The organism is Rhizobium sp. SG570, assembly GCF_012275345.1.
GTDB classification, from domain to species: domain Bacteria; phylum Pseudomonadota; class Alphaproteobacteria; order Rhizobiales; family Rhizobiaceae; genus Rhizobium; species Rhizobium lusitanum.
On record NZ_JAAZQI010000003.1, the window covers coordinates 261,512 to 285,532 of the forward strand.

At 58.3% G+C, this 24,021-nt stretch carries 20 protein-coding genes and 3 pseudogenes; 7 read left to right on the forward strand and 16 right to left on the reverse strand.

Going from position 1 to position 24,021, the window contains the following annotated elements; translation table 11 throughout:
* Window positions 1–10: 10 nt before the first annotated feature.
* From FHT28_RS08550 to FHT28_RS08570, 5 genes are all read right to left on the reverse strand, one after another.
* Window positions 11–1,174: a mandelate racemase/muconate lactonizing enzyme family protein gene (locus FHT28_RS08550; protein WP_037191160.1), complete on the reverse strand. Its 1,164-nt coding sequence runs from the start codon at window positions 1,172–1,174 to the stop codon at window positions 11–13.
* 33 nt (window positions 1,175–1,207) lie between these two features.
* Window positions 1,208–2,305, reverse strand: coding sequence for an ABC transporter ATP-binding protein (locus tag FHT28_RS08555; RefSeq protein ID WP_037191157.1), 1,098 nt, complete (start codon window positions 2,303–2,305; stop codon window positions 1,208–1,210).
* Window positions 2,306–2,316: 11 nt separating this feature from the next.
* Window positions 2,317–3,207: a carbohydrate ABC transporter permease gene (locus tag FHT28_RS08560; RefSeq protein ID WP_168595995.1), complete on the reverse strand. Its 891-nt coding sequence runs from the start codon at window positions 3,205–3,207 to the stop codon at window positions 2,317–2,319.
* Window positions 3,204–4,163, reverse strand: a complete 960-nt coding sequence (locus FHT28_RS08565; protein ID WP_037191152.1) for a sugar ABC transporter permease — start codon at window positions 4,161–4,163, stop codon at window positions 3,204–3,206. Before FHT28_RS08565 ends, FHT28_RS08560 begins: the two co-directional genes overlap by 4 nt.
* Before the next feature lie 74 nt (window positions 4,164–4,237).
* Window positions 4,238–5,716 (reverse strand): sugar ABC transporter substrate-binding protein, encoded by a 1,479-nt coding sequence (locus tag FHT28_RS08570; RefSeq protein WP_037191149.1) that lies wholly within the window; start codon window positions 5,714–5,716, stop codon window positions 4,238–4,240.
* 208 nt (window positions 5,717–5,924) lie between these two features.
* Between FHT28_RS08570 and FHT28_RS08575 the strand changes: the two genes are divergently transcribed.
* From FHT28_RS08575 to FHT28_RS08595, 5 genes and pseudogenes are all read left to right on the forward strand, one after another.
* Complete coding sequence (locus FHT28_RS08575; protein ID WP_037191147.1) at window positions 5,925–6,635, forward strand: GntR family transcriptional regulator; 711 nt, start codon at window positions 5,925–5,927, stop codon at window positions 6,633–6,635.
* A 52-nt stretch (window positions 6,636–6,687) separates the two neighbouring features.
* On the forward strand, window positions 6,688–7,854 hold the full coding sequence (locus tag FHT28_RS08580) for a mandelate racemase/muconate lactonizing enzyme family protein (RefSeq protein ID WP_112441984.1): 1,167 nt from the start codon (window positions 6,688–6,690) through the stop codon (window positions 7,852–7,854).
* 67 nt (window positions 7,855–7,921) lie between these two features.
* On the forward strand, window positions 7,922–9,283 hold the full coding sequence (locus tag FHT28_RS08585; protein WP_037191143.1) for a mandelate racemase/muconate lactonizing enzyme family protein: 1,362 nt from the start codon (window positions 7,922–7,924) through the stop codon (window positions 9,281–9,283).
* Between the two features lie 17 nt (window positions 9,284–9,300).
* Window positions 9,301–10,500 carry a mandelate racemase/muconate lactonizing enzyme family protein gene (locus FHT28_RS08590; RefSeq protein WP_037191140.1) on the forward strand — a complete coding sequence of 400 codons (1,200 nt, stop codon included), beginning with the start codon at window positions 9,301–9,303 and terminating at the stop codon, window positions 10,498–10,500.
* 180 nt (window positions 10,501–10,680) lie between these two features.
* Window positions 10,681–11,109: pseudogene (locus FHT28_RS08595) on the forward strand (transposase); the annotation flags it as partial.
* 478 nt (window positions 11,110–11,587) lie between these two features.
* Here FHT28_RS08595 and FHT28_RS08605 read toward each other — a convergent pair.
* Window positions 11,588–11,746, reverse strand: a complete 159-nt coding sequence (locus tag FHT28_RS08605) for a hypothetical protein (RefSeq protein ID WP_156143616.1) — start codon at window positions 11,744–11,746, stop codon at window positions 11,588–11,590.
* Between the two features lie 325 nt (window positions 11,747–12,071).
* On the opposite strand from FHT28_RS08605, the pseudogene FHT28_RS36075 reads away from it, so the two are divergent.
* Window positions 12,072–12,213: pseudogene (locus tag FHT28_RS36075) on the forward strand (histidine/lysine/arginine/ornithine ABC transporter ATP-binding protein); the annotation flags it as partial.
* 143 nt (window positions 12,214–12,356) lie between these two features.
* On the opposite strand, the gene FHT28_RS08615 reads toward FHT28_RS36075, so the two are convergent.
* The 7 genes and pseudogenes from FHT28_RS08615 to FHT28_RS08645 form a co-directional block, all read right to left on the reverse strand.
* Window positions 12,357–12,818: a MarR family winged helix-turn-helix transcriptional regulator gene (locus tag FHT28_RS08615; protein ID WP_037191137.1), complete on the reverse strand. Its 462-nt coding sequence runs from the start codon at window positions 12,816–12,818 to the stop codon at window positions 12,357–12,359.
* Window positions 12,819–12,928: 110 nt separating this feature from the next.
* Window positions 12,929–13,645, reverse strand: a complete 717-nt coding sequence (locus FHT28_RS08620; protein ID WP_037191134.1) for an SDR family oxidoreductase — start codon at window positions 13,643–13,645, stop codon at window positions 12,929–12,931.
* A gap of 68 nt (window positions 13,646–13,713) precedes the next feature.
* Complete coding sequence (locus FHT28_RS08625) at window positions 13,714–14,088, reverse strand: hypothetical protein (RefSeq protein WP_037191132.1); 375 nt, start codon at window positions 14,086–14,088, stop codon at window positions 13,714–13,716.
* Between the two features lie 27 nt (window positions 14,089–14,115).
* A complete protein-coding gene (locus FHT28_RS08630) occupies window positions 14,116–14,997 on the reverse strand; it encodes an NmrA family NAD(P)-binding protein (protein WP_037191129.1) in 882 nt (293 codons plus the stop codon).
* A gap of 355 nt (window positions 14,998–15,352) precedes the next feature.
* Window positions 15,353–15,469 (reverse strand): annotated as a pseudogene (locus FHT28_RS08635) (transposase); the annotation flags it as partial.
* A gap of 37 nt (window positions 15,470–15,506) precedes the next feature.
* Window positions 15,507–16,541: an aldehyde reductase gene (locus tag FHT28_RS08640; RefSeq protein ID WP_112441987.1), complete on the reverse strand. Its 1,035-nt coding sequence runs from the start codon at window positions 16,539–16,541 to the stop codon at window positions 15,507–15,509.
* A 28-nt stretch (window positions 16,542–16,569) separates the two neighbouring features.
* Window positions 16,570–17,565: an aldo/keto reductase gene (locus FHT28_RS08645; protein ID WP_037191124.1), complete on the reverse strand. Its 996-nt coding sequence runs from the start codon at window positions 17,563–17,565 to the stop codon at window positions 16,570–16,572.
* A gap of 100 nt (window positions 17,566–17,665) precedes the next feature.
* Between FHT28_RS08645 and FHT28_RS08650 the strand changes: the two genes are divergently transcribed.
* Window positions 17,666–18,613, forward strand: coding sequence for an AraC family transcriptional regulator (locus FHT28_RS08650; RefSeq protein ID WP_037191974.1), 948 nt, complete (start codon window positions 17,666–17,668; stop codon window positions 18,611–18,613).
* Window positions 18,614–18,918: 305 nt separating this feature from the next.
* Here FHT28_RS08650 and FHT28_RS08655 read toward each other — a convergent pair whose 3' ends face one another.
* From FHT28_RS08655 to FHT28_RS08665, 3 genes are all read right to left on the reverse strand, one after another.
* Window positions 18,919–19,557, reverse strand: a complete 639-nt coding sequence (locus tag FHT28_RS08655) for a glutathione S-transferase family protein (protein WP_168595997.1) — start codon at window positions 19,555–19,557, stop codon at window positions 18,919–18,921.
* Window positions 19,558–19,817: 260 nt separating this feature from the next.
* Window positions 19,818–22,955, reverse strand: a complete 3,138-nt coding sequence (locus FHT28_RS08660) for an efflux RND transporter permease subunit (protein WP_112441993.1) — start codon at window positions 22,953–22,955, stop codon at window positions 19,818–19,820.
* The gene (locus FHT28_RS08665) at window positions 22,952–23,989 is read right to left on the reverse strand and encodes an efflux RND transporter periplasmic adaptor subunit (protein ID WP_051963282.1); all 1,038 of its coding nucleotides are present in this window, start codon (window positions 23,987–23,989) and stop codon (window positions 22,952–22,954) included. Before FHT28_RS08665 ends, FHT28_RS08660 begins: the two co-directional genes overlap by 4 nt.
* Between the last annotated feature and the right edge of the window lie 32 nt (window positions 23,990–24,021).

Consider the following 24,021-nt stretch of genomic DNA (forward strand, 5'->3'; position numbering starts at 1 on the left):
GTGGATGGAACTACCAGTTCGTAACAGAACCGTCGCGGCGCTTCAGGTGAGGTGCTTCCCAGAAACGAAAACTCTCCGCCTTGACCACCTCTTCATTGACCTCGACGCCGAGCCCCGGCAGATCGCTCACCGGATAGTGGGGGCCGTCGAGCCGCGGTTGCACTGGGAAAAAGTCGGCATTGTCAAAGCCCAGCTTTGTTTCGGGCGCCCTGGTCTCGAGCCAAGCGAAATTCGGTACCGCAGCGGCGAGATGGATGGTCGCGGCCGTGCAGACCGGGCCGAGGGGATTATGCGGCATCAGGTCTACATAGTGCGCCTCGCTCCAACCAGCGACCTTCATCGCTTCGGTGAACCCGCCAACATTGCAGATATCGAGCCGGTTGAACTGATGGATGCCACGCTCGATGTAGGGCAGGAATTGCCACTTGCTGGAAAATTCCTCACCGATGGCGAACGGGATGTCGGTCATCGTGCGCAGGGATTCGTAGGCCTCCGGCGTCTCGTCTCGTATCGGCTCCTCGAGGAAGTCGAGTACGCCACGACCGAGCTTGTTACAGAAGCTTGCCGCCTCTGCCACCGACAGCCGGTGATGATAGTCGATACCGAGTACGACGTCGTCGCCCAGCGCCGCGCGCGCCTTGTTCAGCATAGTTGCGGTGGCACCAATCGACTCCCGCGGCTCAAAGATGTCCTTGCTGTTTTGCCCGACGGGGAAGAAGCGGATCGCCTGCCACCCCTGTGCGCGTAGTTCGCGGGCTCGTTCGATGGCAACATCGCCCTCGGCCTCGTCGCCGGTCGAGGCGAAGGTGGGAATTCGGTCACGCTGCTTGCCTCCCAGCAGTTCATAGGCCGGCACCCCCAGCGCCTTCCCCTTGATGTCGTGAAGGGCAATGTCGATGGCGGAAATCGCCGCCTGCAAAACGCGCCCGCCTTCGAAGTATTGGCTGCGATAAACTTCTTGCCAGATCCGACCAATCTGCATCGGGTCGCGGCCGATGAGAAACTCGCGATAGTGCTCGATCGCGCCGGCCACGGCCTTCTCGCGACCGCTCAAGCCGCTCTCGCCCCAGCCAAAGATGCCGTCGTCGGTCTCGACCTTGACCAGCATCTGGTTGCGCGTTCCTACCCATACCGGATAGGGTTTGATAGCGGTGATTTTAAGCTTCGCAGTCATCCACACCCTCGTTTCACACGCATCCGCTCTGTCTCAGTTGGCCTTGAGGGCCATTTCTGTTTCGCCATCGAACAGATGCATCCGCTCCTGATCGAACTCGAGCCAAATTGGCTCGTCGGGCGCGACGGCAATGGTCGGCGGGACGCTGACATTGACGATGGCGCCGGACAGGAACGCCTGTACGAAAGTGACGTCTCCGGTCGGCTCCACGGTGTAGGCCTTTGCAGGGACGCTTCCTGGCACCGCACTCTTGTGCAGTTTGATCGTCGAGTGACGTGCGCCGAGCACGATTTTCTTGGTGGTTGCCCGCGCGACCTTCCGGGCGTTTTCTGACGAGAGCTCGAGGCGCCAGCCCTCCGCGCTGGTCAACACTATGTTGCCGCTTGCCGTTGACGCCTCCAGCGGAACAAGGCTCATCGCCGGGCTGCCGACGAAGCTGGCGACGAACATGTTCACCGGATGGGCAAAAACCTGCGCTGGTGAATCGTATTGCTGCAGGTAGCCGCCGTTCATCACCGCCATCCTGTCGGCCATGGTTACCGCTTCGAGCTGGTCGTGCGTCACATAGATGATCGTCGCCTTGAGGTCCTGGTGGAAACGCTTGATCTCCGACCGCATCTGCACGCGCAGCTTTGCGTCGAGGTTGGAGAGCGGTTCATCCATCAGGAATACCGCCGGATCGCGAACGAGGGCACGGCCCAGCGCCACGCGCTGCTGTTGCCCGCCCGAAAGTTCGCGTGGCTTGCGCTCGAGCAGTTGCGTCATGTCGAGCACTCGCGCTGCTTCCTTGACCTTCCTGTCGATCTCGTCCCTTGGCAGTTTGCGCATCTGCAGGGGGAACGCCAGATTTTTGTAGACCGATTTCTGCGGATAGAGCGCGTAGTTCTGGAACACCATTGCGATGTCCCGGTCCTTGGGGTCGAGGTCGTTGACCATCCTGTCGCCGATGACGATGTCGCCAGATGTGATGGGGATGAGCCCCGCCACAAGGTTGAGTGTGGTTGTCTTGCCGCAGCCTGAAGGGCCGACGAGCGCAACAAATTCGCCGTCGTTGACCGTCAGCGAAACGTTGTTGACAGCTTTGAAGCTGCCATAGGTCTTGACTAGATCTTTGAGGACCACGTGGGCCACCGGCTACTCCCCTAGTGCTTGACTGCGCCTTCCGTAAGGGCGCGTACGAAGTATCGTTGCAGTACGAGGAACAGGACCACGACAGGCACGCTCATCATGAAACTGGCCGCCATCAGGCCCGGAAAGTCCGTTGTATTTTCCGAGAAGAAGCGCTGGATGCCGACCGGCAGAGTCAATTGCTCGTTCTTGGAGAGGAAGGTGTAGGCGTAGATGTACTCGTTCCATGCGCCAATGAAGGAATAGATCGCCGTGGCGATGATTCCCGGCGCCGAGAGCGGCATCACGATCAGGACAAAGGCCTGGAACCGCGTTGCCCCGTCGATGCGCGCCGCCTGCTCGAGTTGCACCGGGATGTTGTCGTAGAAGCCCTTGAGGAGCCAGATTGCCAGCGGCAGCCCGAATGTGAGGTAGGTGAGGATGAGTGACCCATGTGTGTTCACCAGCCCGATCGCGCGCATCAGGATAAAGAGCGGCACGAGAAAGATCACTGCCGGGAACATGTTGCGAAGCAAGACGGCGAAGAACAGAAAGTTCCGGCCCGAGAAGGTGAAGCGTGAAAACGCGTAGGCCGCAGGAACAGCCACGATTACCGAAAGGATGGTCGTGGCGGTGGAGACGAAAAGGCTGTTCCAGAAGAAGCGCAGGAAGTCCCGGCCGACGCTGTTTTGCGGATCGAGCAGCTTCTGGTAGCTGGCGAGAGTGGGATGGTCCGGCCACCATTGTGGCGGGAATTGCATGGCCGCGAAGCCGGACTTGATCGAGGTGATCAGCATCCAGATCATCGGCAAAGCGGTGTAAAGGAGCATGAAAACAAGGAAGACGCGTCCGCCCCACCGCCAGCCATCGATGCGCATGCGGCGACGCGCCCGGCCCCGATGAGCAGTTTCGACGATCGCGCTCATTCGCTTCCATCCTTCTGTTCGTTGCCGCTCAGCGCCCGGACGTAAAAGTAGCCGAACGACATAAGGATCAGGAACAGCAGCACCGAATAGGCCGATGCCACCCCCCAGCGCTGGCGACCGAAGGCAAGTTCATAAATGTGGGTGATCCAGATGTGCGAGGCGTTCGACGGCCCGCCGCCAGTCATGATCCAGGGGATGATGAAAGAATTGAAGTTGGCCACTGCCAGCAAGAGGATCGTCACCGTCGAGACGTTTCTCAGGTGCGGAAAGGTGACGTGCCAGAACCGCTGCCATGCATTGGCTCCGTCGACTTTTGCCGCGCGCAGCAACTGATCGGGAACCGTCTGCAGGCCGGCCATCATCATGATCATGGCAAACGGAAACTCTCGCCAAATATTGACGACGATCAGCGAGGGCAACACTGTGCTGACGCTGTCGATGAAATTCGGCGGCCTGTCGGCCAACCCGAGGCCGACCAGCACCGCGCCGATGATCCCAAAGTCCGAATGGTAGATCCACTTCCAGATATAGGACGCGGCGACCGCGCTGATAACCCAGGGAATGATCAGGATGGCCCGCAGGATGCCGCGGCCGATAAAGTCGCGATGGAGCGCCAGGGCGCAGGCAAACCCCAGGACAAATGAGATGAGAGTGGATCCCAGTGTCCAGATAAGAGTGTTCGAGGTAACCGTCCAGAACACCGGACTTGTGAGGATGGCGATGTAGTTGTCGAGGCCGACGAAAATCTTGTCCCGGAGTTGCAGGCCAGGCGGTGTGTTAAAGAACGACAGCTCGATCGTGTAGTAGATGGGATAGGCAATGACGATGAGCATCACGGCGATCGCAGGAAGCACGTATGCGTAGTCAGCGCGATGCTCCCAAATCTTTCGCAGCACGCCGGACCTGTCGGTCTGCAGTCTTCGGCGCGCCTCGGCCTTGCCAGTCAAGATCGTCACTGTGCCCTGCCCTTATTCTTTGGAGGAAAACCGGTTGCTATCGGGGCGCAGCCGGTCAGATCGGCAGGCTCGGACTAGAGTCCGCCACCCATCAGCTCTTTTACCCTCTTGGCTGCGTCGTCTGCTGCTTGATCGACGGTCATGGCTCCTGTCAGGGCATTCTGCAGCATATCGGGAACGATGATGTTCATGATCTCGGGCGATTGTGGCAGCGCCGGGAACGGGATGCCGTATGGCAGCATCGAGGTCGTGACATCAAGGAACTTGATGCTGTCCAGGCGTTCCTTCATCCATTTGGTCTTGAAGCCGTTAAGGTTTCCGGGGTTCGAGCCGGCGTAGGCCATCTTCAGCGACCATTCGGGGCTCGCCCACATGCAGCCCAGAGCCTTTGCAGCCGGCTCATCGACCTTGCCGCCCTCGACATATTCGGGCTTCAGGATGTGAATGTTGGAGCCGCCAAACACCACGGCACGCTTGCCGTCGGGACCAGTCGGTATCAGACCGTAGCGCATGTTGTCGATGACGGTCTGCGCTTTGTCCTTGTCGCTGCCCGTCGTCTTCTTCTGCAGGTCGAGCATGACGTTATAGTCGGAAGGGTGCGATACCATCATGGCGAGCTGGCCAGCGAGGAAGAGGGGCTGGTTATCCGCCTGCTGATTGGTGAGTGCCGAAACCGGAACCGACTTGTCGCGAACATACATATCGTACGAGGCTTGCAATGCCGCCTTGCTCTGCGGGCTATCCAGCTCGACCTGCTTATAGGTCGGGCTCGCGGTAGCTTCGTCGAAGACGCCGCCGCCATAGGCCCACAGCTGCGGCATGAAGCGATAGGGCGTATTGCCGGCGTTCTTGCGCGCCACGAGGCCGTAACCGGCAATACCGAGCTTGTCGTGGATCTGCTTGGAATATTTGACGACGTCGTCCCAGGTCGCCGGAGCCTTGTCTGGATCGAGGCCTGCACGCTTGAAGATGTCGGCGTTCCAGATGAACGCCATCGTCTCGTTGTTGGTTGGAACGCCGTAGGTCACCCCCTCCCAGGTTACGGCCTTCATTGCACCGGGCCAGAAATCCTCGGTCGAATACCCTACATCCTCAGGTTTGAGCGGCTGCAGATAGCCCTTTGCGGCGAACTCGGTGCCCCCCAGGATTTGCAGGCGCACCGCCATGGGCGCTGCATTGCCCAGAAGTGCGGTCCGAAACTTATCCAGAAGGTCATTATAGGTGAGGGCTTGTTCCTCAAGCTGGATGTTTGGATAGGTTTTGCGGAAGGTCTCGAAGAACTCCTTATAATACTGGCGCAGGAGGTCGGGGTCACCCTCGAAGACCCCCTGATACCAGAAAGTCAGTCGCCCCTTATAGTCGAGAGGGGTGACCTTTGCGCAATCGCCCGCCGTGTCAAATTCCTGTGTGCCGGCAATGGAGCGCACATATTCCGGCGACCACTTGCTCAAGTCGACCGGCGCACCCAGCGCAGACGCTGACATCAAAGATAGCGTCAAAGCGGTGGATAAAGTTCCGCGCACGACGGCACCGCCGAGTGAAATCCTCGTCATAGGTATCCTCCAGGTTCTCTCCCAAGCCGCTCTGCGTCGAGGCGAACGGTCTTTGCTCCCCGGCCACGGGACTTTCCACCCAATGTATCCCTTCGACCGGATTATACGTTTTCAGATTGTAGATTGCCTGTCAATTGAAGAAATCGTACATTGTTTATGGAAAATTTGCGTGATATTGGAGCAGTGTGTGTATTAACTGGGGAAAGTCTTGGCCGAAACGAGCGATTTTAGAGCAAAGCCACCCGAAGGGATCGACGCTATCGGAGCCTCCAGCGAGGGCGCCTCGGTTTATCGACTGATCAGGGACGACATTATCGAAGGGCGGCTCGCTGCCAACGAGCGGCTTGTGGTTACCGACCTCGCCCGGCGCCACGGCACCTCAACCAACCCCGTGCGCGAGGCTCTGCAACTGTTGCGCGGGGAGGGCTTTGTCACCCTCATTCCCAATCGCGGAGCGCGCGTGCGGCCCATAGATCAGGATTTTGTTCGGGACATCTACGAGATCGGAGTCTTGATCGAGCCGGCACTGACGCGATGGTTCGTGAATATGGCCACCGTCGAGGACATTGCTGAACTCGAACGCATCCAAAGCCTAATTGAAGAGAACAACTTCGCCGACACGTTCAGGCACAGCGAGTTGGACACCGCCTTTCATACCGTGATGTATCAAAAGCACTACAACCGCCATGCGGCCGAGCTCTGGTGGAAGCATCGCGAAGTGCTTCGAGCCGTGAGCCGGCGTTTCAACTTCACGCTCGCACGGCGTGCCGCGGTCCTTGGCGAGCATCGCGAGCTTATCACGCATGTTAAAGCGGGAAATGCGAACGAGGCAGCCGAACTCATTGCACGCCATGTCGAGGGCTCCGGCCGCCACATCCTGGAACATATGCGTGCCCGTAACGCCGCCCGGGCGGGATAGAATACTTAGTCTGAATATCTTTATACCGACCACTTCAGCAAAGGCATTTGAGATGAAAATCACCAGCGTCCGGCCGTGGCTCATCAGATCCGATGCATCCTATTGGGGAGAGTATCTGTTCGTCGAAGTGACCACAGATGAGGGGGTCAGCGGCTGGGGAGAGATCACCACCACGACAAGGCTCGCCAATCGCGCCCTCTGCACGATCTTGCGGCAAATCGGGGTCGCTTTGACAGGCGAGGACCCGGCGCGTATCGAGTATCTGTGGCACAAGATATTCCGCAGCTTCACCTACATGGGCAGTCGCGGCGCTGCAGTCGAATGCGTAAGCGCCATTGACATAGCTCTTTGGGACATCCGAGGCAAAGTTCTTGGCAAGCCGATTTACGAGCTGTTAGGCGGACCGGTACGCGACGAAATCGCGCTCTACACCCATCCCAACCAGGCCAAGTTTACCAGTAATGAAGCTGTGGTCCGGGAAATTCGAGACATTGTCGAGTCCGGCCACACTGCGCTCAAGTTCGATCCTTTCCCCCATCAAGGCCGCGCCGTCGATGGACAGCCTCGCGAACAGCGCGACGGCTACCTCGATGGTAGCATGACCCGCAAGGATGAGCGTGAAGCCGCCGAACTCACGGCCCTGATCCGAGAAACGGCGGGCTCTGATGTTGATATCCTCATCGATGCGCATGGCCGGTTCGACGTTCCCACCGCCATTCGCCTTTGTCGGAGCCTTGAGGAAGCTGGTAAGATCGACTGGTTTGAGGAGCCCTGTCCGCCTGAGAGCCTCAACGCGCTCAAACAGGTCCGTGAGAAGGTCAGTACCGCTATCTCCTGGGGCGAGCGCGGCCACACGAAGTGGGATTTCGTGCCGGTGCTCGAAAACAAGCTCGCCGACTACATCATGCCGGACGTCACCTGGACCGGCGGCATTACCGAACTCAAGAAGATTTCTGCCCTATGCGAAGCCTATTACATCCCGGTTTCGCCGCATGACGCAGCAGGGCCGATCAACGTGGTCGCGGGAGCGCAGGTGATGATGACCGTTCCTAATTTCTACAAACTTGAAACGTCAGAGTGGAACTTGGGCAAATACGATCATCTCATCGACAGGCCACTCGATGTTTCGAACGGCAGCCTCAAGCTTACGCCCAAGCCTGGCCTCGGCGTTGAAATGAACCGCGACTACCTTCAAAACCACGAGATAGAGTTGGCCTAGCCAGCAACACTCTGCGCCGCCTCAGCGTGCGCGACGACGAGCCCGCCGACCAGAACGAGGATAAATCATGGCAGAGGCAAATGGAGCCGACCAGGCGCTCAATCGGGTGAACACGCATTCCAAGCCGTCCGACCTTCGCATCACCGACATGCGGGTAGCCGAAATTGTCGGCGCGCCGTTTACCTCAACGCTACTCAAGATTTACACCAACCAGGGTATCGTCGGGCTTGGCGAGGTGCGCGACGGCGCCAGCGCCACCTACGCACTGATGCTCAAGAGCCGGTTGCTTGGCGAGAACCCTTGCGACATCGATCGCCTGTTTCGCCGGATCAAGCAGTTTGGCGGGCACGGCCGGCAAGGCGGCGGCGTATCGGCGGTTGAAATCGCGTTGTGGGATCTTGCCGGCAAGGCCTATGGCGTCCCTATCTACCAGATGCTCGGCGGCCGGTTTCGGGAGAAAGTGCGCGTCTACTGTGATACCGACGCCACCGTGCCGAGCGGTACCGAGACCGGCAAGCGCCTCAAGCAGCGCATGGAGCTCGGATTCACCTTCCTCAAGATGGATTTGGGATTGATGCAGATCGCGGATGTGCCCGGTGCGGTCGTGTTTCCTGCCGGCTCACTAGAAGGATACCGCGACGGTCCCCGTCGCGGGCCGCTGAAGACCATTGAGGAGCGGCGTGTCCGCAATGCCGCGTACGATTTGCATAACGTCCCGCACCCGTTTACCGGCCTGCACTTTTCCGAGAAGGGCCTCGACCTGCTTGAGCAATATATCGCCGAGGTTCGTGAGGTCATCGGCATGGATGTGCCGCTTGCGATCGACCATGTTGGCCATATCTCTGTGCAGAACGGCATTCGCCTTGCCAGGCGAATTGAAAAATACGTGCCAGCCTGGCTCGAGGATGTGATCCCATGGCAGTATACCGAGCAATACCGACAACTGCAGCACGCCACCACGGTGCCGATTTGCACGGGCGAGGATATATACCTCAAGGAGGGCTTCGAGCCTCTGCTCAATAGTGGCGGCGTCTCCGTTATCCACCCGGACCTGCTCACCAGCGGGGGCATCCTCGAGACCAAGAAGATCGGCGACATGGCGCAGGACCGTGGCGTCGCCATGGCCATCCATATGGCAGAAAGTCCGATCGCCGCAATGGCCGCGGCACATGTCGCGACCGCGACCGAAAATTTCATGGCGCTCGAATACCATTCCGCCGATGTTGACTGGTGGGACGATATTGTCACGGGCCTTCCCAAGCCGCTGGTGAAGAACGGCTTCATCACTGTTCCCGACAAGCCGGGTCTGGGGATTGACGATGTCGTGGACGAGGTGATTTCGGGGCATCTGCAGCCGGGTGTCACCGGCATTTGGCAGCCTACGGATCGCTGGGACGATGAGTATTCCTGGGACCGCACCTGGAGCTGAGACGAAAAGGAACGAAGATGAAGATCGCCGATCTCCGCTGCGCCGTTATCGGTAAACACCCGATCGTTCGCATCGTTACGGACGAGGGCCTCTATGGCTTGGGTGAAGTCGAATTCACTAAGCCCTACCTCAAACCCTTTGTGCTGCATTTCCGCGAGGCGCTGATCGGCGAAGACCCGACCGACGTCGAGAGAGTGATGCTGAAGATCCGTCAACGTGGTTCTTTCAAGCCGTACGGCGCGGCGGTGAGCGCTATTGAGCATGCGCTGTGGGATATTGCTGGCAAGGCCGCGGGCGTGCCCGTCTATAAACTGCTCGGCGGCAAGGTGCGGGACAAGGTTCGCGTCTACAACGGCTCGATTCGCCAAAAACGCATGGGCGACCGGCCGGAGGATTACGCCGCTGACGTCAAATGGATGATGGAGCAGCCGCAGAACTTCTTCATGGTCAAGCAAGGAATCTCGTTCCACTCCAACATGAAGGACACCATCGACGACTTCCACTACGGCGTGACGCAGAAGAAGGCCGGCTATCACGGTGCCATGGATCAGGGCGTGATCAGCGAGCGCGGTTTCAATCACATGCTCGATTGCGTGATCGCGATGAAGGAAGTGCTGGGCGACAAAGTCAGCCTGGCGCTCGACTGCGGCCCGGGCTGGATGCTGCCCGATGCAATCAAGTTCGCTCGGGCGGTCGAGAAGTACAATCTGATGTGGCTCGAGGACATGCTCACTGGCGACTATGTGCCTTGGGTCAATCCGCAAGCCTATCGGGAATTGACGACCTCCACCTCGACGCCAATCCACACTGGCGAGCAGATCTACCTGCGGCACAACTTCAAGGAACTGATCGAGACGCAGGCGGTACGCGTCATCGGCCCCGATCCAGCCGACGTTGGCGGCATCGCCGAACTCAAGTGGGTCGCCGAGCACGCCTACATGCACTCGATCCTGATGGCACCGCACGGCACCGCTAACGGCCTGCTGGGGCTCGGCGCGTTGATTAACGTCTGCGCCACATTGCCGGCAAATTACATCGCGTTCGAATATCCAACCGCCTCCGACCCCTGGTGGGAGGATCTGGTAATCGGCCTGCCGCCGCAGATCGTGAAGGACAGCATGGTGGACCTACTGGAAGCGCCGGGGCTTGGCCTCGATATCGACGCCGAAGGAGCCAGAAGATATCTCAGGGAAGAAGATGCGGGCTTTTTCGACTGAACCCTCCACCTCCCTGCCCATCTTGTCAGGCGCCAGGCAATAGTGTGCGGCCTGACGTATCGTCCGCATTCTGGGCATAGGAAGATAGACCGACGCCTGTATGGCGCTTCTCTGATCGAACAGTCCTGCAACCCGAATTCGAGCGTCCTTCGTTTGGCGACCTCCCGGCGCGGCTGACGAAAGCTGCATCTGGCTGTTGATGCCGGCCGTGGCGAGATCATCGCACATAGCCTGACAAATCAGGAAACCGGCGGTGTCTCGCAGCTGGCGCCGTTGCTTGATCAGATCAATGATGAGATCGACCAGTTCACTGCCGATGGAGCCTATGATGGCCATCCAACCTACGGTGCGATTTTCCGTCATACCATGGACGCAAGGGTCGTCATTCCACCGCCAGCGAACGCGGTTGGACGGCCTAACGCCCAAAAGTCCTGCCAGAGAGATGTCCACATAGAAACCACGCAGGCAGATGGCCGGCTGAAATGGCAGACGTGCATCGGCCGTGGCAAACTGATCGAAACGGCAATGGGTCGATGCACAGGCGTCATTGGACAGCATATGCGTGCTCGCTCATTCCTTGCTCAACAGACAGAGGCTGCGATCGGTGTCGAAAGCAGTGCCCGGGATAAGCAGCGCATAGCGAACGCCTATCGAGACGCACGTTCACTCATGGCAGCCTTGGATCTTGATGGCGGCTCAGCTCGTCCCGGCAACCTCGCCTGCCTGGAGTACTTCAATAGCTATAAGAATGATGACGAATAGCGGCCGCCGGCTGGATGCTGACCGCAATTCAGGAGCGTGTGGCCGAGCGTAACCTTTATGGGTGGCAAAAGCTCCAGGAGATCATAGATGCGGCGGTGCATGAATTGCACCTATCCGAAAAGGCGTTTCTCCATTGGGGCGTGACCTAGTTCGAAGAACTTGGGCCGTGTAGTGCTCCCGCAAATGTCGGACGCGTACTTTTTAGGTATGCCTTTGCGAGGGTCGCGTCGCGCGAGCTCATCAAAAAGCGGTTCGCGCTGCGCCGTACTGTAGCGTCCTTCGTGCAGCGCTCGCTGGAGCGCTGCCATTTTGTGCTGAGATCAACTTATGCAGCAAATCCCGTTTCGGGCTCAATAATAACGATGATGCCGATAATGGGGACGGTGCCGGTGATGGTCGTACCAACCCCGGTGATAACCACGCCAGTAGTGGCTCCGATAGCTGCGATGCGGTCTCCAATGATGCCGATGATGCCGTGGACCATGCCAATGGCGGTGATGACGATAGTGGACCGTCTGAACGGACGATTGAACTTCCGGCTTTGTCATATTCATCATCGGCGCGGCCGATGCAGCGCCAGCTCCGATAAGCAAGCCGACACCTAGGATTCCAGCAAGTAGCGTTTTGAAGACTTTCATAGTGAACCTCCCTGATATCTTCCTCATCCTGAAACCTAAAGACTGAATGGGGGATGAATGATCGTCGGGCATGCAATTTGACGCGATGGACGGCCTACTTCTCGTCGGGAGGTTCAGTATCGATGTTGAAAGCGAGCCGCTCGTCCAAAGCTGCACGGTTCATCAACCGGCGTGCCGCGACTTTCCGTTCACAATGTTCGCAAGAGCTTCGGCAGTCATGAGTTCACTGCGCGGCATCTCGCTAGAGGCTCGTCAAGGTGACGTCGTCTCACTCCTTGGTGGATACAGCTCCGGAAAATCAACGCTGCTGCGGCCACCGCATGTACACTTTTCGAAAATGCAGCCGAAACTCAGCGAACCAAACAAGGCGCTTGCGAGAATTTTTTCGCTCACAGAACCGAGGCGGGAACGTTGTGAGTGACCTTACTCGCTCAAACCGGACGGCTTTTCGAAGGCTCAGTCTCCGGGCGAGACGGCCGGCAAGTCGCCAACGACGATCTCTCTCAGGCTGTGCCGGAGCGTTGCGACGTTGGTGCTACCGTTCAGTCGCTCGAATTCTCGCTGCGCATCCTGCCAGAGAGGAGCCGCTCTCTCATGCAAGCGTCGGCCTTCGTCCGTGAGTTCAATGATACGAACTCGGCCGTCCACGGGTGATGGCTTGATCGTGACGAAGCCGTCGCGTTCCAGAAAGCCAACCATCTTTCCCATCGCCGTCCGCTCGATATCGAGCCGTTCCGCGAGAGCGTTGACAGCGGCACCGTCGGCTTCGTCGAGCGCCGCCAGGGTCAGGAACTGCGTGATACGAAGCCCGACGGGCTCAAGATGGGCATCGTAGAACCGCGTGATCTGACGGCTCGCCTTTCTCATGGCAGAGCAATTGCATTGATCGATCCCCAGCGGTTGGTTCGCCGACAACATCTCGTTTTCCTTTCGAATCCTACTTATCGTCCGCAGGCTATATGGCGCAAAGTCCAAGGCCTCCGCATCACATAGCCTGCGGCTTGGCTGTTTCTCCACCATCTTAGCGCTTAGAACAATCCTGGCGGCGGCGTGATATAACCGGGCACCTCGGCTGAAAGCGTGCTCTTCAGCAGTGTCGTTCCCTGATCGGCCATGATCTCGCTCTTGCCGGCGGCGAGCGCGTCATAGGTTTGGCGCACCACATCCCGCGGGCTGGCTTTTGGCACATCGATGCCATTGGTCAGGTCGGTATCCACGAAACCGACATGCAGACCGAGAACCTGGATGCCACGATCTCGAAGGTGAAAGCGAAGCTGGTTCGTGAAGCTCCAGGCCGCCGCCTTTGATGCAGCATAGGGTGTCAAAATGGGCCGCGGAAGCCACACGATGTCGGATAGCACGTTGATGATGGCAGCACGCGGCTTGGCCGACAGGATCTGCTCGAAGGCCTCCGTGACGCGGACGACGCCATAATAGTTGACGTCGAACAGACGCTGCGACTGCTCTTCGACATCGGTTGCCAGAGGTCCGTCGATAAGAGCAGCGATGCCCGCGTTGTTGATCAGCAGATCAGTATCCGCCGCCAGTTCCGCTGCCGCGGCGATCGATGCTTTGTCCGTGACATCGATCCGGACGGGGATGATGCCCGGTTCGTCGAAGCCGTTCGTATTGCGCATGCCGGCATAGACCTTCTTCGCTCCGCGACGATGGGCCTCGCGCGCAAACGCTAGGCCCAGGCCACGATTGGCACCGGTGATAAAGACGGTGGTGTTGGTGACATCCATGACAAATTACCTCTCTAAAGCCACAGATCAGGGCATCCAATATCGATACCCGCCTGCGGGCGTTGGGTTTAAAGAAAAAGGTCTTCCGGCAACTGGCCGGACAGTGCCTCGCGAAGATTGGTGGCGAGAGACAACACAGCACCAAGCGGGCTCATCCGCACGCTGACGCGTGGCACCGAACCATCGGGGTTGCGGTCGACAACTACGACGGCGTTCAGGCTCTCCCCGCTTGTCAGGACCGCCTCGTATTCGAGAAAGAGGCGCGAGCCGACAGTCTGGAGAAACGTGGGATTCTGCGAAGCGTAGAAGGTCCCGACCGTGTTGACGGCCAGCTTGATCTCGTCCCGTCCGATGACCGCGCCTCGCAGCACGGAGCTGGTCAGTTCCGCGTCGACGGACAGGTCGTCCAGAAACGGGTGACGTTCGCCTTGAGTATTCGACATTGTTCAAACTCCTTGCCTCGACGGCTTTCACGCAAAGGCGGCACGATTGTTGGTGATGAATTGCTGGACCGAGAGGGCCGGCGTTCCGGTGATTTTCTCGACGGCATCGTTCGTGCCCGCGAAGACGCCATCACGATAGTTCTGAGCGACTTCGACCAGGTGCTGCACGAGGAAAGGCGGAAACTTGTAGAGATTTTCCATCTTGTCCTTGAATACCTCGATGGAGGTTGGCGCGTAGTCGATCTTCGCGCCAAGCACTTCGCTCATGGCGGTGGCGATCTCGGTGTGGTTCATCTCGAGTGGTCCATGGAGGGGATAAACCTTGCCTTCATGTCCCAGCGGATCGGCAAGAAGATGCGCGATCACCCGTCCTTGATCATCCGTCGCGATCGGTGCATGGCGCCCTTCGGCAAAGGGGAACTCGATCTTTTTCGTGGCCCATATTTCCTTGGCAAAATGCGGATAGACGAGCCAGTCGGCAAAGAAGGTCGGGCGCAGATGCGTAGTCGGAACACCGGACCAGTCGAAGACTCGCTCGGAAACCCAATGGTCCTGCGCAGCGTGGCTCGCCGATTCACGACGCGCCGAAATCTGCGACATGTTGACGATTGCCGTGACGCCTGCTTCCTTTGCGGCCTGTGCGAAATAGGCCGCAGCACCGATAATGCCCGGCGCGATCGGATGCAGGAAATAGGCCGACCGAATGCCTTCCATGGCGGCGCGGATGTCATCGATGTCGGTGAAGTCCCCGACAGCGATATCAACTCCCCGCCGCCTAAGGGCCGTCGCCCGCTCGTCATCTGAGCGCACGTAGGCGCGCACCGACTTGCCCATCTTCAGTAATTCATCGATCGCCGCACCCCCGGTCCGTCCGGTTGCTCCGCTTACAAGTATCTCAGCCTCACTCATGATCTCGCTCCTTTCGTTGGTGAGAGCATATGCTCCTATACGGACAAAAATAGGAGCATATGCTTTTATCGTCAATAGGAGGCATTTGCATTTTTTGGGAGGCTCGTTTTTGGATCGACTGTGAACCGGCACCGAGGTCGCCGAATGTCCGGTAGTTAAGCTAATTTTGGACACTCTGCGTCATTGCTGTGTCGCAGACCACGCAGCGCGACATTTTTCTTTGATTGAGGAGGACCTCTGCATGGTTGTTTCTACAAGTTCGTCCATTGCCCGGCGCAGGGTTGTCTACGCGGTCGACACGGGGTCGCTGCATGACGGGTTTTCGCGGGGTGGATCTTCCTGTGTTCAAGGCGCAGTCTCGATCGAGCTGCGACGGATTCGAGAGGGCGGTCGCTGCCTCGTAAAGTAACGCCCGTAGCTGACTGTCGCCTCGTCGCGAGATATGGTCTTCATAGTCGATCTCGCCGGACTGATCGGCATATAAAGTACGGTGTGGCAGTCGCCGGTCTCTATTCTGTCGTGTTGACCAACCCCAGCTTTATGAGGCTTTCGGCCGTGGCGACGATTGCGTCTTCGCGTGAGCGTGGCGCCCAACCAAGCAGGCGCTTGGCTTTGTCTCCACTGGCATTCATGTTGACGCCGAGATGCGGCACGATCCCCTTCATCGCCGGATTGAAAAGCGCGACGACGCGGATGAACCAGTTGGGTAGCACGCGGGTGGAGACCTTTTTTGCGCCTTTCCCGAGACGTTGATTCAGCAGCCTGGCGATCTCGACCATCCACAGGCTCTCACCCGATGCGGCAAGGAAGCGCTCGCCGTTGGCGGCCGGATCGGTCATTGCGCGCAGATGCAGGTCGGCGACGTCGCGCACGTCGACAACGCAGGTGTTGATCTTGGGACAGCCCGGCTGACCATCCAGCAGGTTCTTGATGAGCCGGATCGAGTGCGAGTAATCGGATCCCAGCGCCGGTCCGAGAACGGTCGTTGGGTTGACGGTGGCCAGCTCCAGCCCGCTGCCTTCACGCGCGATGAAGTCCCATGAGGCTCGCTCGGCCAGTGTCTTCGATCGCTGATAGGGCGCGACGTTGCCGTTCAGGTCGCTCCAGTCGGTTTCGTCGAAGGGACGGCTTCGCGGCTTGTGGCCGACGCCGATCGCACCGAAGGCCGAGGTGAGCACCACCCGCCTTACACCGGCATCGCGTGCCGCACGCAGCACGCGCAGGTTTCCATCGACCGCAGGCCGGATCCAATCCTCTTCGCGCACCTGATCGCCGGACGGCGTCGGTGAAGCACCGTGGATGATATAGGCGCAGTCTGCGGCGGCCTCCAGCCAGCCGTCGTCGGCTGTGAGGTCGGCGGCGGCAAATGAAAGGCGATCGCCCGGCTCGGCACCCCCAGTCCTGAGGTTGCTGAGAACCTCTGCCTCTCGCGACAGTGACCTGAGCGTAGTCCGCACGCGATAGCCCGCCTCCAGCAGCGCCAGAATGCAGTGCTGCGCGATGAACCCGCTTCCGCCGGTTACGAGTACCAGCTCTTCACTCATAATGATCTCCAGTGTTGTTTGTCGCGCATCAGCGGTCGATCCCTGCCATGATCCAGGCGGGATAGCGATTGCCGGAGACGGTGCCGGTCGCCAAAGCCTTGTCGAGTATCTGCATGTCGGCAGGCGTCAGCCGGACAGCGTCTGCCGCCACATTCTGCTCGAGGTAGGCGCGACGCTTGGTGCCGGGGATCGGCACGATAAAATCGCCCTTGTGCAGCAGCCAGGCGAGCGCGATCTGCGCAGGCTTTGCACCATGGGCTTCAGCGATGTCGAACACCGCCTGTGCGGCACGCACGTTTGCGTCGTAGTTCTCACCCTGATACCGCTCGTCGATGCGGCGGGTATCGCCCTCGGGATAATCTTCCGCGCGCTTCACCCCGCCGGCCAAAAAGCCGCGTCCGAGCGGACAGAACGGCACAAGACCGATGCCCAGCTCGCGCAAGACGGGGATCACGTCGGTTTCGAGATTGCGTTCCCAAAGCGAATATTCGCTCTGCAGCGCCGCGACTGGATGGGTGGCATGCGCGCGGCGCAGCGTGGCAGCCCCCACCTCAGACAGGCCGAAGAAGCGCACCTTGCCTTCCTTCACCAACTCGCCGACCGTGCCGGCCACATCTTCGATCGGCACCTTGCGATCGATGCGGTGCTGGTAGAGCAGGTCGATGTGGTCGGTTTGCAGTCGCCGAAGCGAGCCCTCGACCGCCTGGCGGATTGCGGCGGGGCTGCTGTCGGTCTCGGCGCCGAGCTGGCGTCCATCCACGAATCGGAAGCCGAACTTGGTGGCGAGGATCACTTTCTCCCGACGGTCGCGGAAGGCGCGGCCGAGCAGCTCCTCGTTGGTGTATGGCCCATAGCCTTCCGCCGTATCGAAGAAGTCGCAGCCGAGCTCGATGGCTCGATGAAGGGTGGCGATCGACTCCGCCTCGTCCGCCGGACCATAAGACTGGCTCATGCCCATACAGCCCAGGCCAATTGCGCCGACCTGCGGGCCTTGGGTGCCCAACTTCCGCTTGCTCAATATCATGGGCCTAATCCCTCTTGTGTTTGCATGGCCCTGAACATAGATGCGGCAGATCGGACGTTGAATGCTTGAGAATACGCAATACTTGCGCGATAATACGAAAATGATCATCGATCCCTTCTCGCAAATTCTCAGACTCGTGCGTGCCGAAACGCTGGTCACGGGTGGCTTCACGGCTGGAGGCCCTTGGGCGATCCGATTCCCGGCCCCGAAGACGATCAAGTTTTTCGCCGTCGTGAAGGGGAGTTGCTGGGTGGCGCTTGACGGCGAGGCGCCCATCCGGTTTGCAACGGGTGATGTAGGGCTGCTCTCGGCGCCGCGAGCCTTCGTGCTCGCCAGTGATCCGGATGTCACTCCCGTCGACGCGATGACGCTGTTCTCAGGGGTTGGGCGAACGACGGCCCAACTCGGCGACGGTGGCGACTTCGCGCATATCGGTGGGCACGTCCTGCTTGATCCGGCCAGCGGCCGCCTGTTGGCGGATGCGCTGCCGCCCTGGATCCACGTGCGGGCGAACTTGCCCGCGGCCGCGACGTTCCGGTGGCTGCTCGATCGGCTCGTCGAGGAGCGTGCTTCCGATCTACCCGGCGCCGAACTCGCATCCGCTCAATTGGCGCAGTTGCTCTTCATCCAGATCCTGCGAGCTCACCTGGCCGGAGCGCAGGACGAAAGCGGAGGTTGGCTAAGGGCGCTCAGCGATCCACGCATCGCGCCGGCCCTGCGTTTGATGCACCAGGATCCGGCGCGGGCATGGCGCCTTGAAGATTTCGCCGCCGCCTGCGCCATGTCGCGGACGACCTTCGCCGAGCGGTTCCGCAGCGTCGCTGGCATCGCGCCGCTGGCCTACCTCACTGAGTGGCGCATGCGACTGGCCGAGCAGGCGCTCCGGAATGAGGATGGAAAATCGGTGGCGTTGATCGCGCACTCCGTCGGCTATGCATCCGAAAGCGCCTTTAGCAATGCATTTAAGCGGGAAACCGGTAAGTCGCCAAAATCTTACCGGAACAATAATATGCACAAACGCAGTTTGACACAGCTGGAGGATGTCTGATGCGGCTCGGATTTGTTCCAACCATGTGCTTGATCCTGAAAAGACCGGAAATTCATATGCCAATGTTTTGACGGCCCGTAGCGGCGTAGGATCAATCGATCCTGGTTCAGGCTCACATTCTTTCAAGACCGCCGGGTCGAGCGTGACAATCAAGCGGGAAGCCAGGCTCGATGGCATTTGCCGCATTCAAGCACAAAACCTTCGGCGCTCTACCCCTCGAAATGGAACGGCGGCCTTTCACTCCGACAGATATCCTAGAGCCCTGCACCTTTAGCATCACCATCGCCCAGCAGAGCAGGCCTATTTCAGTTGGGAAGCGGTGGCGGACACGGCGCGTCCAATCCGCGAAACGGATCGCGCCAGGCTTCGATCTGATCCAGGCGATCAGACCAGTGTCTTATGGCGGGATAGTCCTCTATCGGAAGGCCCGCAGCGTCGTTGAACGGCAAGAACGTCGCCATGCGAAAATCGGCGAACGAGATTGTCTCGCCAAGGATCCACGGTCGACCGGACAATTCACTTTCGAGAATGACCGCTGCTTTGTGGAATTGACTTAGACCCTCTGCAACCATCGTGTCGTCACACGGCCCAATACCGTAACGCAGCTTCGTGCCGCGCTCCCAATGAACGATATCACATGCCTTCATGAAGTTCTCCTTCGCCCAACTGATCCAGCGGATCATGTCCGGTTCTTCGTCATCGGTTCTCCAGAAGTTCGAGCCGGCGTGCCTGGACAGCCAGCAGGCAATCGCATCGCTCTCCCAAAGCGTTCGACCGGAGTGCTGCAAAATCGGCAAAAGAAGGTTTGGGTTGAGCGGCAGATATCGCTCCGATTGCCCCGGAGCCATCGGTGCGGCGAACTCGAACGCGATATCTGTTTTCAAGAACCGCGCAACGGCAACTGCAAGGCGTGGATTGGGGTTTCTGCTGAAATACAACTTCATTCGGTTTTGCCTCCGGTGTCCTCGTCGTAGAAGACGAACGAAGGCTCATCCTTTCGACAATCGCGGATCAAAAATCTTTCCCGAGGCTCTCGCCGAAGGTCGAACTCTTCGCGCGCCAGATGAGTGACGCCTTACTCAATTCAAACAATCTCCAATGGGCGCTCAGCCGATGGACGCTTGATGACGACTACAGGGAGGTCTAAAGCCTGTGCAATCGTCGCAATGCCGGCAAACCCTACCAGCAGACCAGCCAGCATTTGTCATGAAGCGGATCCATGTGACGGTCGGCGGCGCTCATTTTCTTTGATGATGCCAGCTTCCACGCGTGGGGGCTCCCCATGCTGTCCTTGATTGTGGCCGAAGAGCCGCCTCAGGAAGCTCACCAAGTCATCTACGAATGTGAAGATCGTCGGTATGACAAGCAAGCTCAAGAATGTCGAGGTGAGCAAACCGCCAATGACGACGATCGCCATCGGTTGGCGAAAACTGGAATCGCCACCACTCAGGCTCAAAGCGACCGGCAACATACCTGCGCCCATCGCGATTGTTGTCATGACGATCGGCCGGGCCCGCTTATGGCAGGCATCCACCAACGCGTCAAAGCGCGAGAGACCCTGTCGCCGGGACATAATCGCGTATTCGACCAGGAGAATGGAATTTTTCGACACCACTCCCATAAGCAATATCAGTCCAATAATGGCTGGCATCGAAAAGCTGGTGCCTGTGATGGCCAAGGGAAGCAATGCCCCGCCAAGTGCAAGCGGAAGCGCCATCAGGATCGTGGCAGGTTGGAAAAAATCATGAAACAGGAGTACGAGGACGGCATAAATACAAAAGACCCCTATAGCCATCGCCGTTCCAAAGCTCTGAAATAACTCCGAACTGCGTTGCAGCTCCCCCTGTTCTACCTGATATACACCTTGTGGTAGTTGGCGCAGTGCGGAAAGGGCTTGAGCTTCCTTATTCACATCCCCAAGAACGCGTCCATTGAGTTCTACCGACAGCGTGATATTTCGGGCACGATCGATCCGATCGATTTCGGACGGGCTGCCTCCAATCGTGATCGTTGCTACGCTTCCAAGCGACACCTTGCCATTTGTACCTGCGACCTGCAGCTGCGATATGGCATCGATGTCCCTGCGAGAACGGGGGTCAAATCGCACCCGAATGGAAATCTGTCTCTGTGGCAGATTCAGTTTCGACAGCTCGCTGGAATAGTCTCCATTCGTCGAAACCCGCACCGCCTCGGCGATCGATTCAGACGTGATACCAAGTGCTGCGGCCTTAGTGAAATCCGGCCTTATCTGGATCTCAGGGGCTTGTAGCGAAGCGCTGGACGTGACCGCTCCAACACCTTTGAGTGTTCGCAACTGGTTTTCAAGCGCGCTTGCGGCCTGTTCCAAGACATTGGAATCGTCACTTGCGAGAGTGAGCTCCAGTTTGGTGCCATTGCCTCCGGTCCCGACCTCCACGCGTACGCCGGGCAGCACGGAAAGAGCGTGACGGATATCGTCTTCGATCGCAGACTGTTTACGGCTGCGCTTATTAATGTCTTTCAGGTCGACGACAAGAGTGGCCTTTGTCACATCCGTCGTTGTCGTTGAATCGAGTCCGCTACCGCTTGAAGAGGTTCCGACGGCGCTGAAGACCTGCGTGACATCGGGGAGTTTGGAAATAATGTCGCTTGCGCGCTTCGATATGGCATCCGTCTGATCCAGGGCGCTGCCCGGTTGAAGTGTCAGACTAACCTGCGTCTGAGCATCGTCAGAGGCAGGAAAGAATCCAGTCCTCAGAAATGGAATAGTTGCCAAAGACAAGACGAGTAGAGTGCTCGTGGCAAGCAAGGTCAATTTGCGGTGGTTGAGGCAAGCTTTGACCATCGCAATGTATCCTCGCATGACCAGACCGTCCTCCTTCTCCACATGATGAGGTTTCATCAAATATGCGGCCATCATTGGGGTCAGAAAGCGCGCAACCAGAAGAGAGGACAACACCGCCACGGAAGCCGTTATGCCGAATTGCCGGAAGATGAGGCCGGGAATCCCGCTCATGAATGCAGTTGGGAGAAACACTGCAACCAAGGTGAACGTTGTTGCGATCACCGCCAGCCCGATTTCGTCAGCCGCCTCCAGCGCCGCATTCATGGGTGTCTTGCCCATCTGAATATGACGAGTGATATTTTCCACCTCGACAATTGCGTCGTCCACGAGAATGCCGACAACAAGCGATAGCGCGAGAAGCGTAACCGTATTGAGGCTGTAGTCAGTCAAATACATGACCAGGAACGTCGGTATGATGGAGAGTGGGAGAGCAAGCGCTGAGAGGCAGGTCGCGCGAAAGTCGCGCAGAAATATCCAGACAACGACGATGGCGAGAATGGCACCTTCATAAAGCATGTGCATCGAGCCATCATAGTTCTCGATGACGGGATTTACCGTTGTATAGGCTTCAACAAGCTCGACCTCCGGATGCGCAGATGCGAATTCCTTCATTTTCTTCTGGACGTCATCAGCAACCGCCGTATCGGAAAAGCCCTTTGATCGCTTGATCTCGACGGCTATCACGCGCTCTCCATCGAAATAGGCAAGAGAAGAACGGTCAGCGAAGCTGTCAGTGACGCTGCCTATTTCATCGAGCCGGACGCTTTTTCCGTTGGACAGCGGAATTGCCAACTTTGATAGATCTTCAATGGAGGGAAGAGCACCGAGGGTCCGTATGGTTTGACGGGCAGAGCCGATTTCGCCACGACCACCGGATTTGTCTGATTGAACAGACTTCACGCGGGAGGAAATATCCGAGGCGGTGATACCGAAGGATGTCATGAGGTTGGGATCGAGATCGATGTGGACCTCGCGGTCCACGCCGCCCAATCGATCGACTTCTCCTACGCCCCCCACCGATAGCAATGCCTTGGTCATGTCGTTGTCGACAAACCAGGAAAGCTCCGTCTCGTCGAGGTCTTTGGAGCGCACCGCGTAGGTTACGAGAACGGAAGATTGCACCGTCACCTTGGAAACCGTCGGCGATTCCATTTCGGACGGCAAATCGCTCTTGGCGCTATCAACAGCGTTGCGTACTTCGTTAAGTGCGGTTTCGCTGTTCTTTTCGAGCTTGAACGAGACGCTGATCGATACCGATCCGTCGGTGATCGTCGTTGTAATATGATCAAGAAGGCTGAGAGAGGCGAGCTTGTCCTCAATCTTACGTGCAACCTCAGTTTCAAGCTGGGTTGGCGCAGCACCTTCAAGCGATGCGGAAATTTTGATGGTCGGCAGATCCATGTCGGGAAAATTCTGGACCTGGAGCTTCGAAAAGGCGAGCAAGCCGCAAACTGTCAACAACACAAACAGTAATACAGAGGGCACGGGGTTGCGAATTGACCAGGCGGAAATGTTCATTTTGCCGCCCCTTCAACATTAACAAGCGCGCCTTCCGAGAGGAAAGCCCCGCCAGATCGCACAAGCATCTCATCGCCCGCCAAGCCAGCTGTAATCTCGACGCGGTTCTCTCTTCGGCGACCGACATCAACGCGGATCCGGTGTACTCGGCGTACTTGATCAATGGCAAAGACGTAATTGATACCGTCTCTGAAAACCAAACTGGTTTCCGGCACGGTCAATGCTCTTTTCGTACCAATATCGATGTTACCAGATACATAGAGACCAACACGGGGTTGAGGCTCTTTAGGCAACTCCACATAAACAATCGAACGGCCTGTATCGCTGCTGACGGTTGGTGCGATAAGTCTGACCTTACCCTGAAACGCCTTTCCGCCCGGCTCCGTGACTTCCGCGGGCAACCCTATCTCGACCTGCGGAAGATATTGAGCTGACACTTCAGCCTGCCATTCGACGCGCTGCTGGCGAATAAGACGAAAAAGCTCCGTGCCGGTGGACACGACTGCACCTAGCGAGGCTGATCGCGAGGTGATGATGCCGTCGTCGACGGCGGTGATAGTGGTTTGCTCAAGTTTAATTTGCTGGCTCTCAAGCGTGGCCCGTTCAGAATCAAGATCTGCCTTCGCGGTCTGCTCCGTGGTCAGGTATTCCACTCTCTTCTGGTCGGACAACGCGCCCGATCCTCCGATCGTGCGCGCTCGATCCGCGTCGACCTTCGCCTTTGCTAGATCTGCCTCTTTTGTAGCGACAGCCGCCTCCTCTTTGCGCAGATCGGCCAGCACGGCTTCCTGATTCAGCCGGACAAGAGGATCGCCCTTCTTGACGATGGATCCGACGTCGGCAAGGACCTCTGTGATACGCAAACCGCTCGTTTCAGATTCAATCACGGCTTCATGCCAAGGCTTCAGCCATCCACTCGCCGGGATTGTTTGAGGCCAGTCTTGGAGCGAAGGTTTAACCGTCGCGACAGTCAGTGCCGCGGCCCCCTTGGTTTGTCCCTGTTCTTCTGCCGCGACAGGGCGTGTTCCAACCATGCACGTCGATATGACGGCAAAAAAAGCCCCAC

What these genes read in the sequence shown, in the direction of transcription:
- FHT28_RS08560 (WP_168595995.1), bottom strand. Translation starts at nt 3,207, where the DNA reads ATGAGCGCGATCGTCGAAACTGCTCATCGGGGCCGGGCGCGTCGCCGC.
- FHT28_RS08580 (WP_112441984.1), top strand. Translation starts at nt 6,688, where the DNA reads ATGAAAATCACCAGCGTCCGGCCGTGGCTCATCAGATCCGATGCATCC.
- FHT28_RS08605 (WP_156143616.1), bottom strand. Translation starts at nt 11,746, where the DNA reads ATGGTCCACGGCATCATCGGCATCATTGGAGACCGCATCGCAGCTATC.
- FHT28_RS08625 (WP_037191132.1), bottom strand. Translation starts at nt 14,088, where the DNA reads ATGTCGAATACTCAAGGCGAACGTCACCCGTTTCTGGACGACCTGTCC.
- FHT28_RS08620 (WP_037191134.1), bottom strand. Translation starts at nt 13,645, where the DNA reads ATGGATGTCACCAACACCACCGTCTTTATCACCGGTGCCAATCGTGGC.
- FHT28_RS08615 (WP_037191137.1), bottom strand. Translation starts at nt 12,818, where the DNA reads ATGTTGTCGGCGAACCAACCGCTGGGGATCGATCAATGCAATTGCTCT.
- FHT28_RS08665 (WP_051963282.1), bottom strand. Translation starts at nt 23,989, where the DNA reads ATGGTTGGAACACGCCCTGTCGCGGCAGAAGAACAGGGACAAACCAAG.
- FHT28_RS08645 (WP_037191124.1), bottom strand. Translation starts at nt 17,565, where the DNA reads ATGATATTGAGCAAGCGGAAGTTGGGCACCCAAGGCCCGCAGGTCGGC.
- FHT28_RS08655 (WP_168595997.1), bottom strand. Translation starts at nt 19,557, where the DNA reads ATGAAGTTGTATTTCAGCAGAAACCCCAATCCACGCCTTGCAGTTGCC.
- FHT28_RS08630 (WP_037191129.1), bottom strand. Translation starts at nt 14,997, where the DNA reads ATGAGTGAGGCTGAGATACTTGTAAGCGGAGCAACCGGACGGACCGGG.
- FHT28_RS08550 (WP_037191160.1), bottom strand. Translation starts at nt 1,174, where the DNA reads ATGACTGCGAAGCTTAAAATCACCGCTATCAAACCCTATCCGGTATGG.
- FHT28_RS08570 (WP_037191149.1), bottom strand. Translation starts at nt 5,716, where the DNA reads ATGACGAGGATTTCACTCGGCGGTGCCGTCGTGCGCGGAACTTTATCC.
- FHT28_RS08590 (WP_037191140.1), top strand. Translation starts at nt 9,301, where the DNA reads ATGAAGATCGCCGATCTCCGCTGCGCCGTTATCGGTAAACACCCGATC.
- FHT28_RS08585 (WP_037191143.1), top strand. Translation starts at nt 7,922, where the DNA reads ATGGCAGAGGCAAATGGAGCCGACCAGGCGCTCAATCGGGTGAACACG.
- FHT28_RS08650 (WP_037191974.1), top strand. Translation starts at nt 17,666, where the DNA reads ATGATCATCGATCCCTTCTCGCAAATTCTCAGACTCGTGCGTGCCGAA.
- FHT28_RS08660 (WP_112441993.1), bottom strand. Translation starts at nt 22,955, where the DNA reads ATGAACATTTCCGCCTGGTCAATTCGCAACCCCGTGCCCTCTGTATTA.
- FHT28_RS08640 (WP_112441987.1), bottom strand. Translation starts at nt 16,541, where the DNA reads ATGAGTGAAGAGCTGGTACTCGTAACCGGCGGAAGCGGGTTCATCGCG.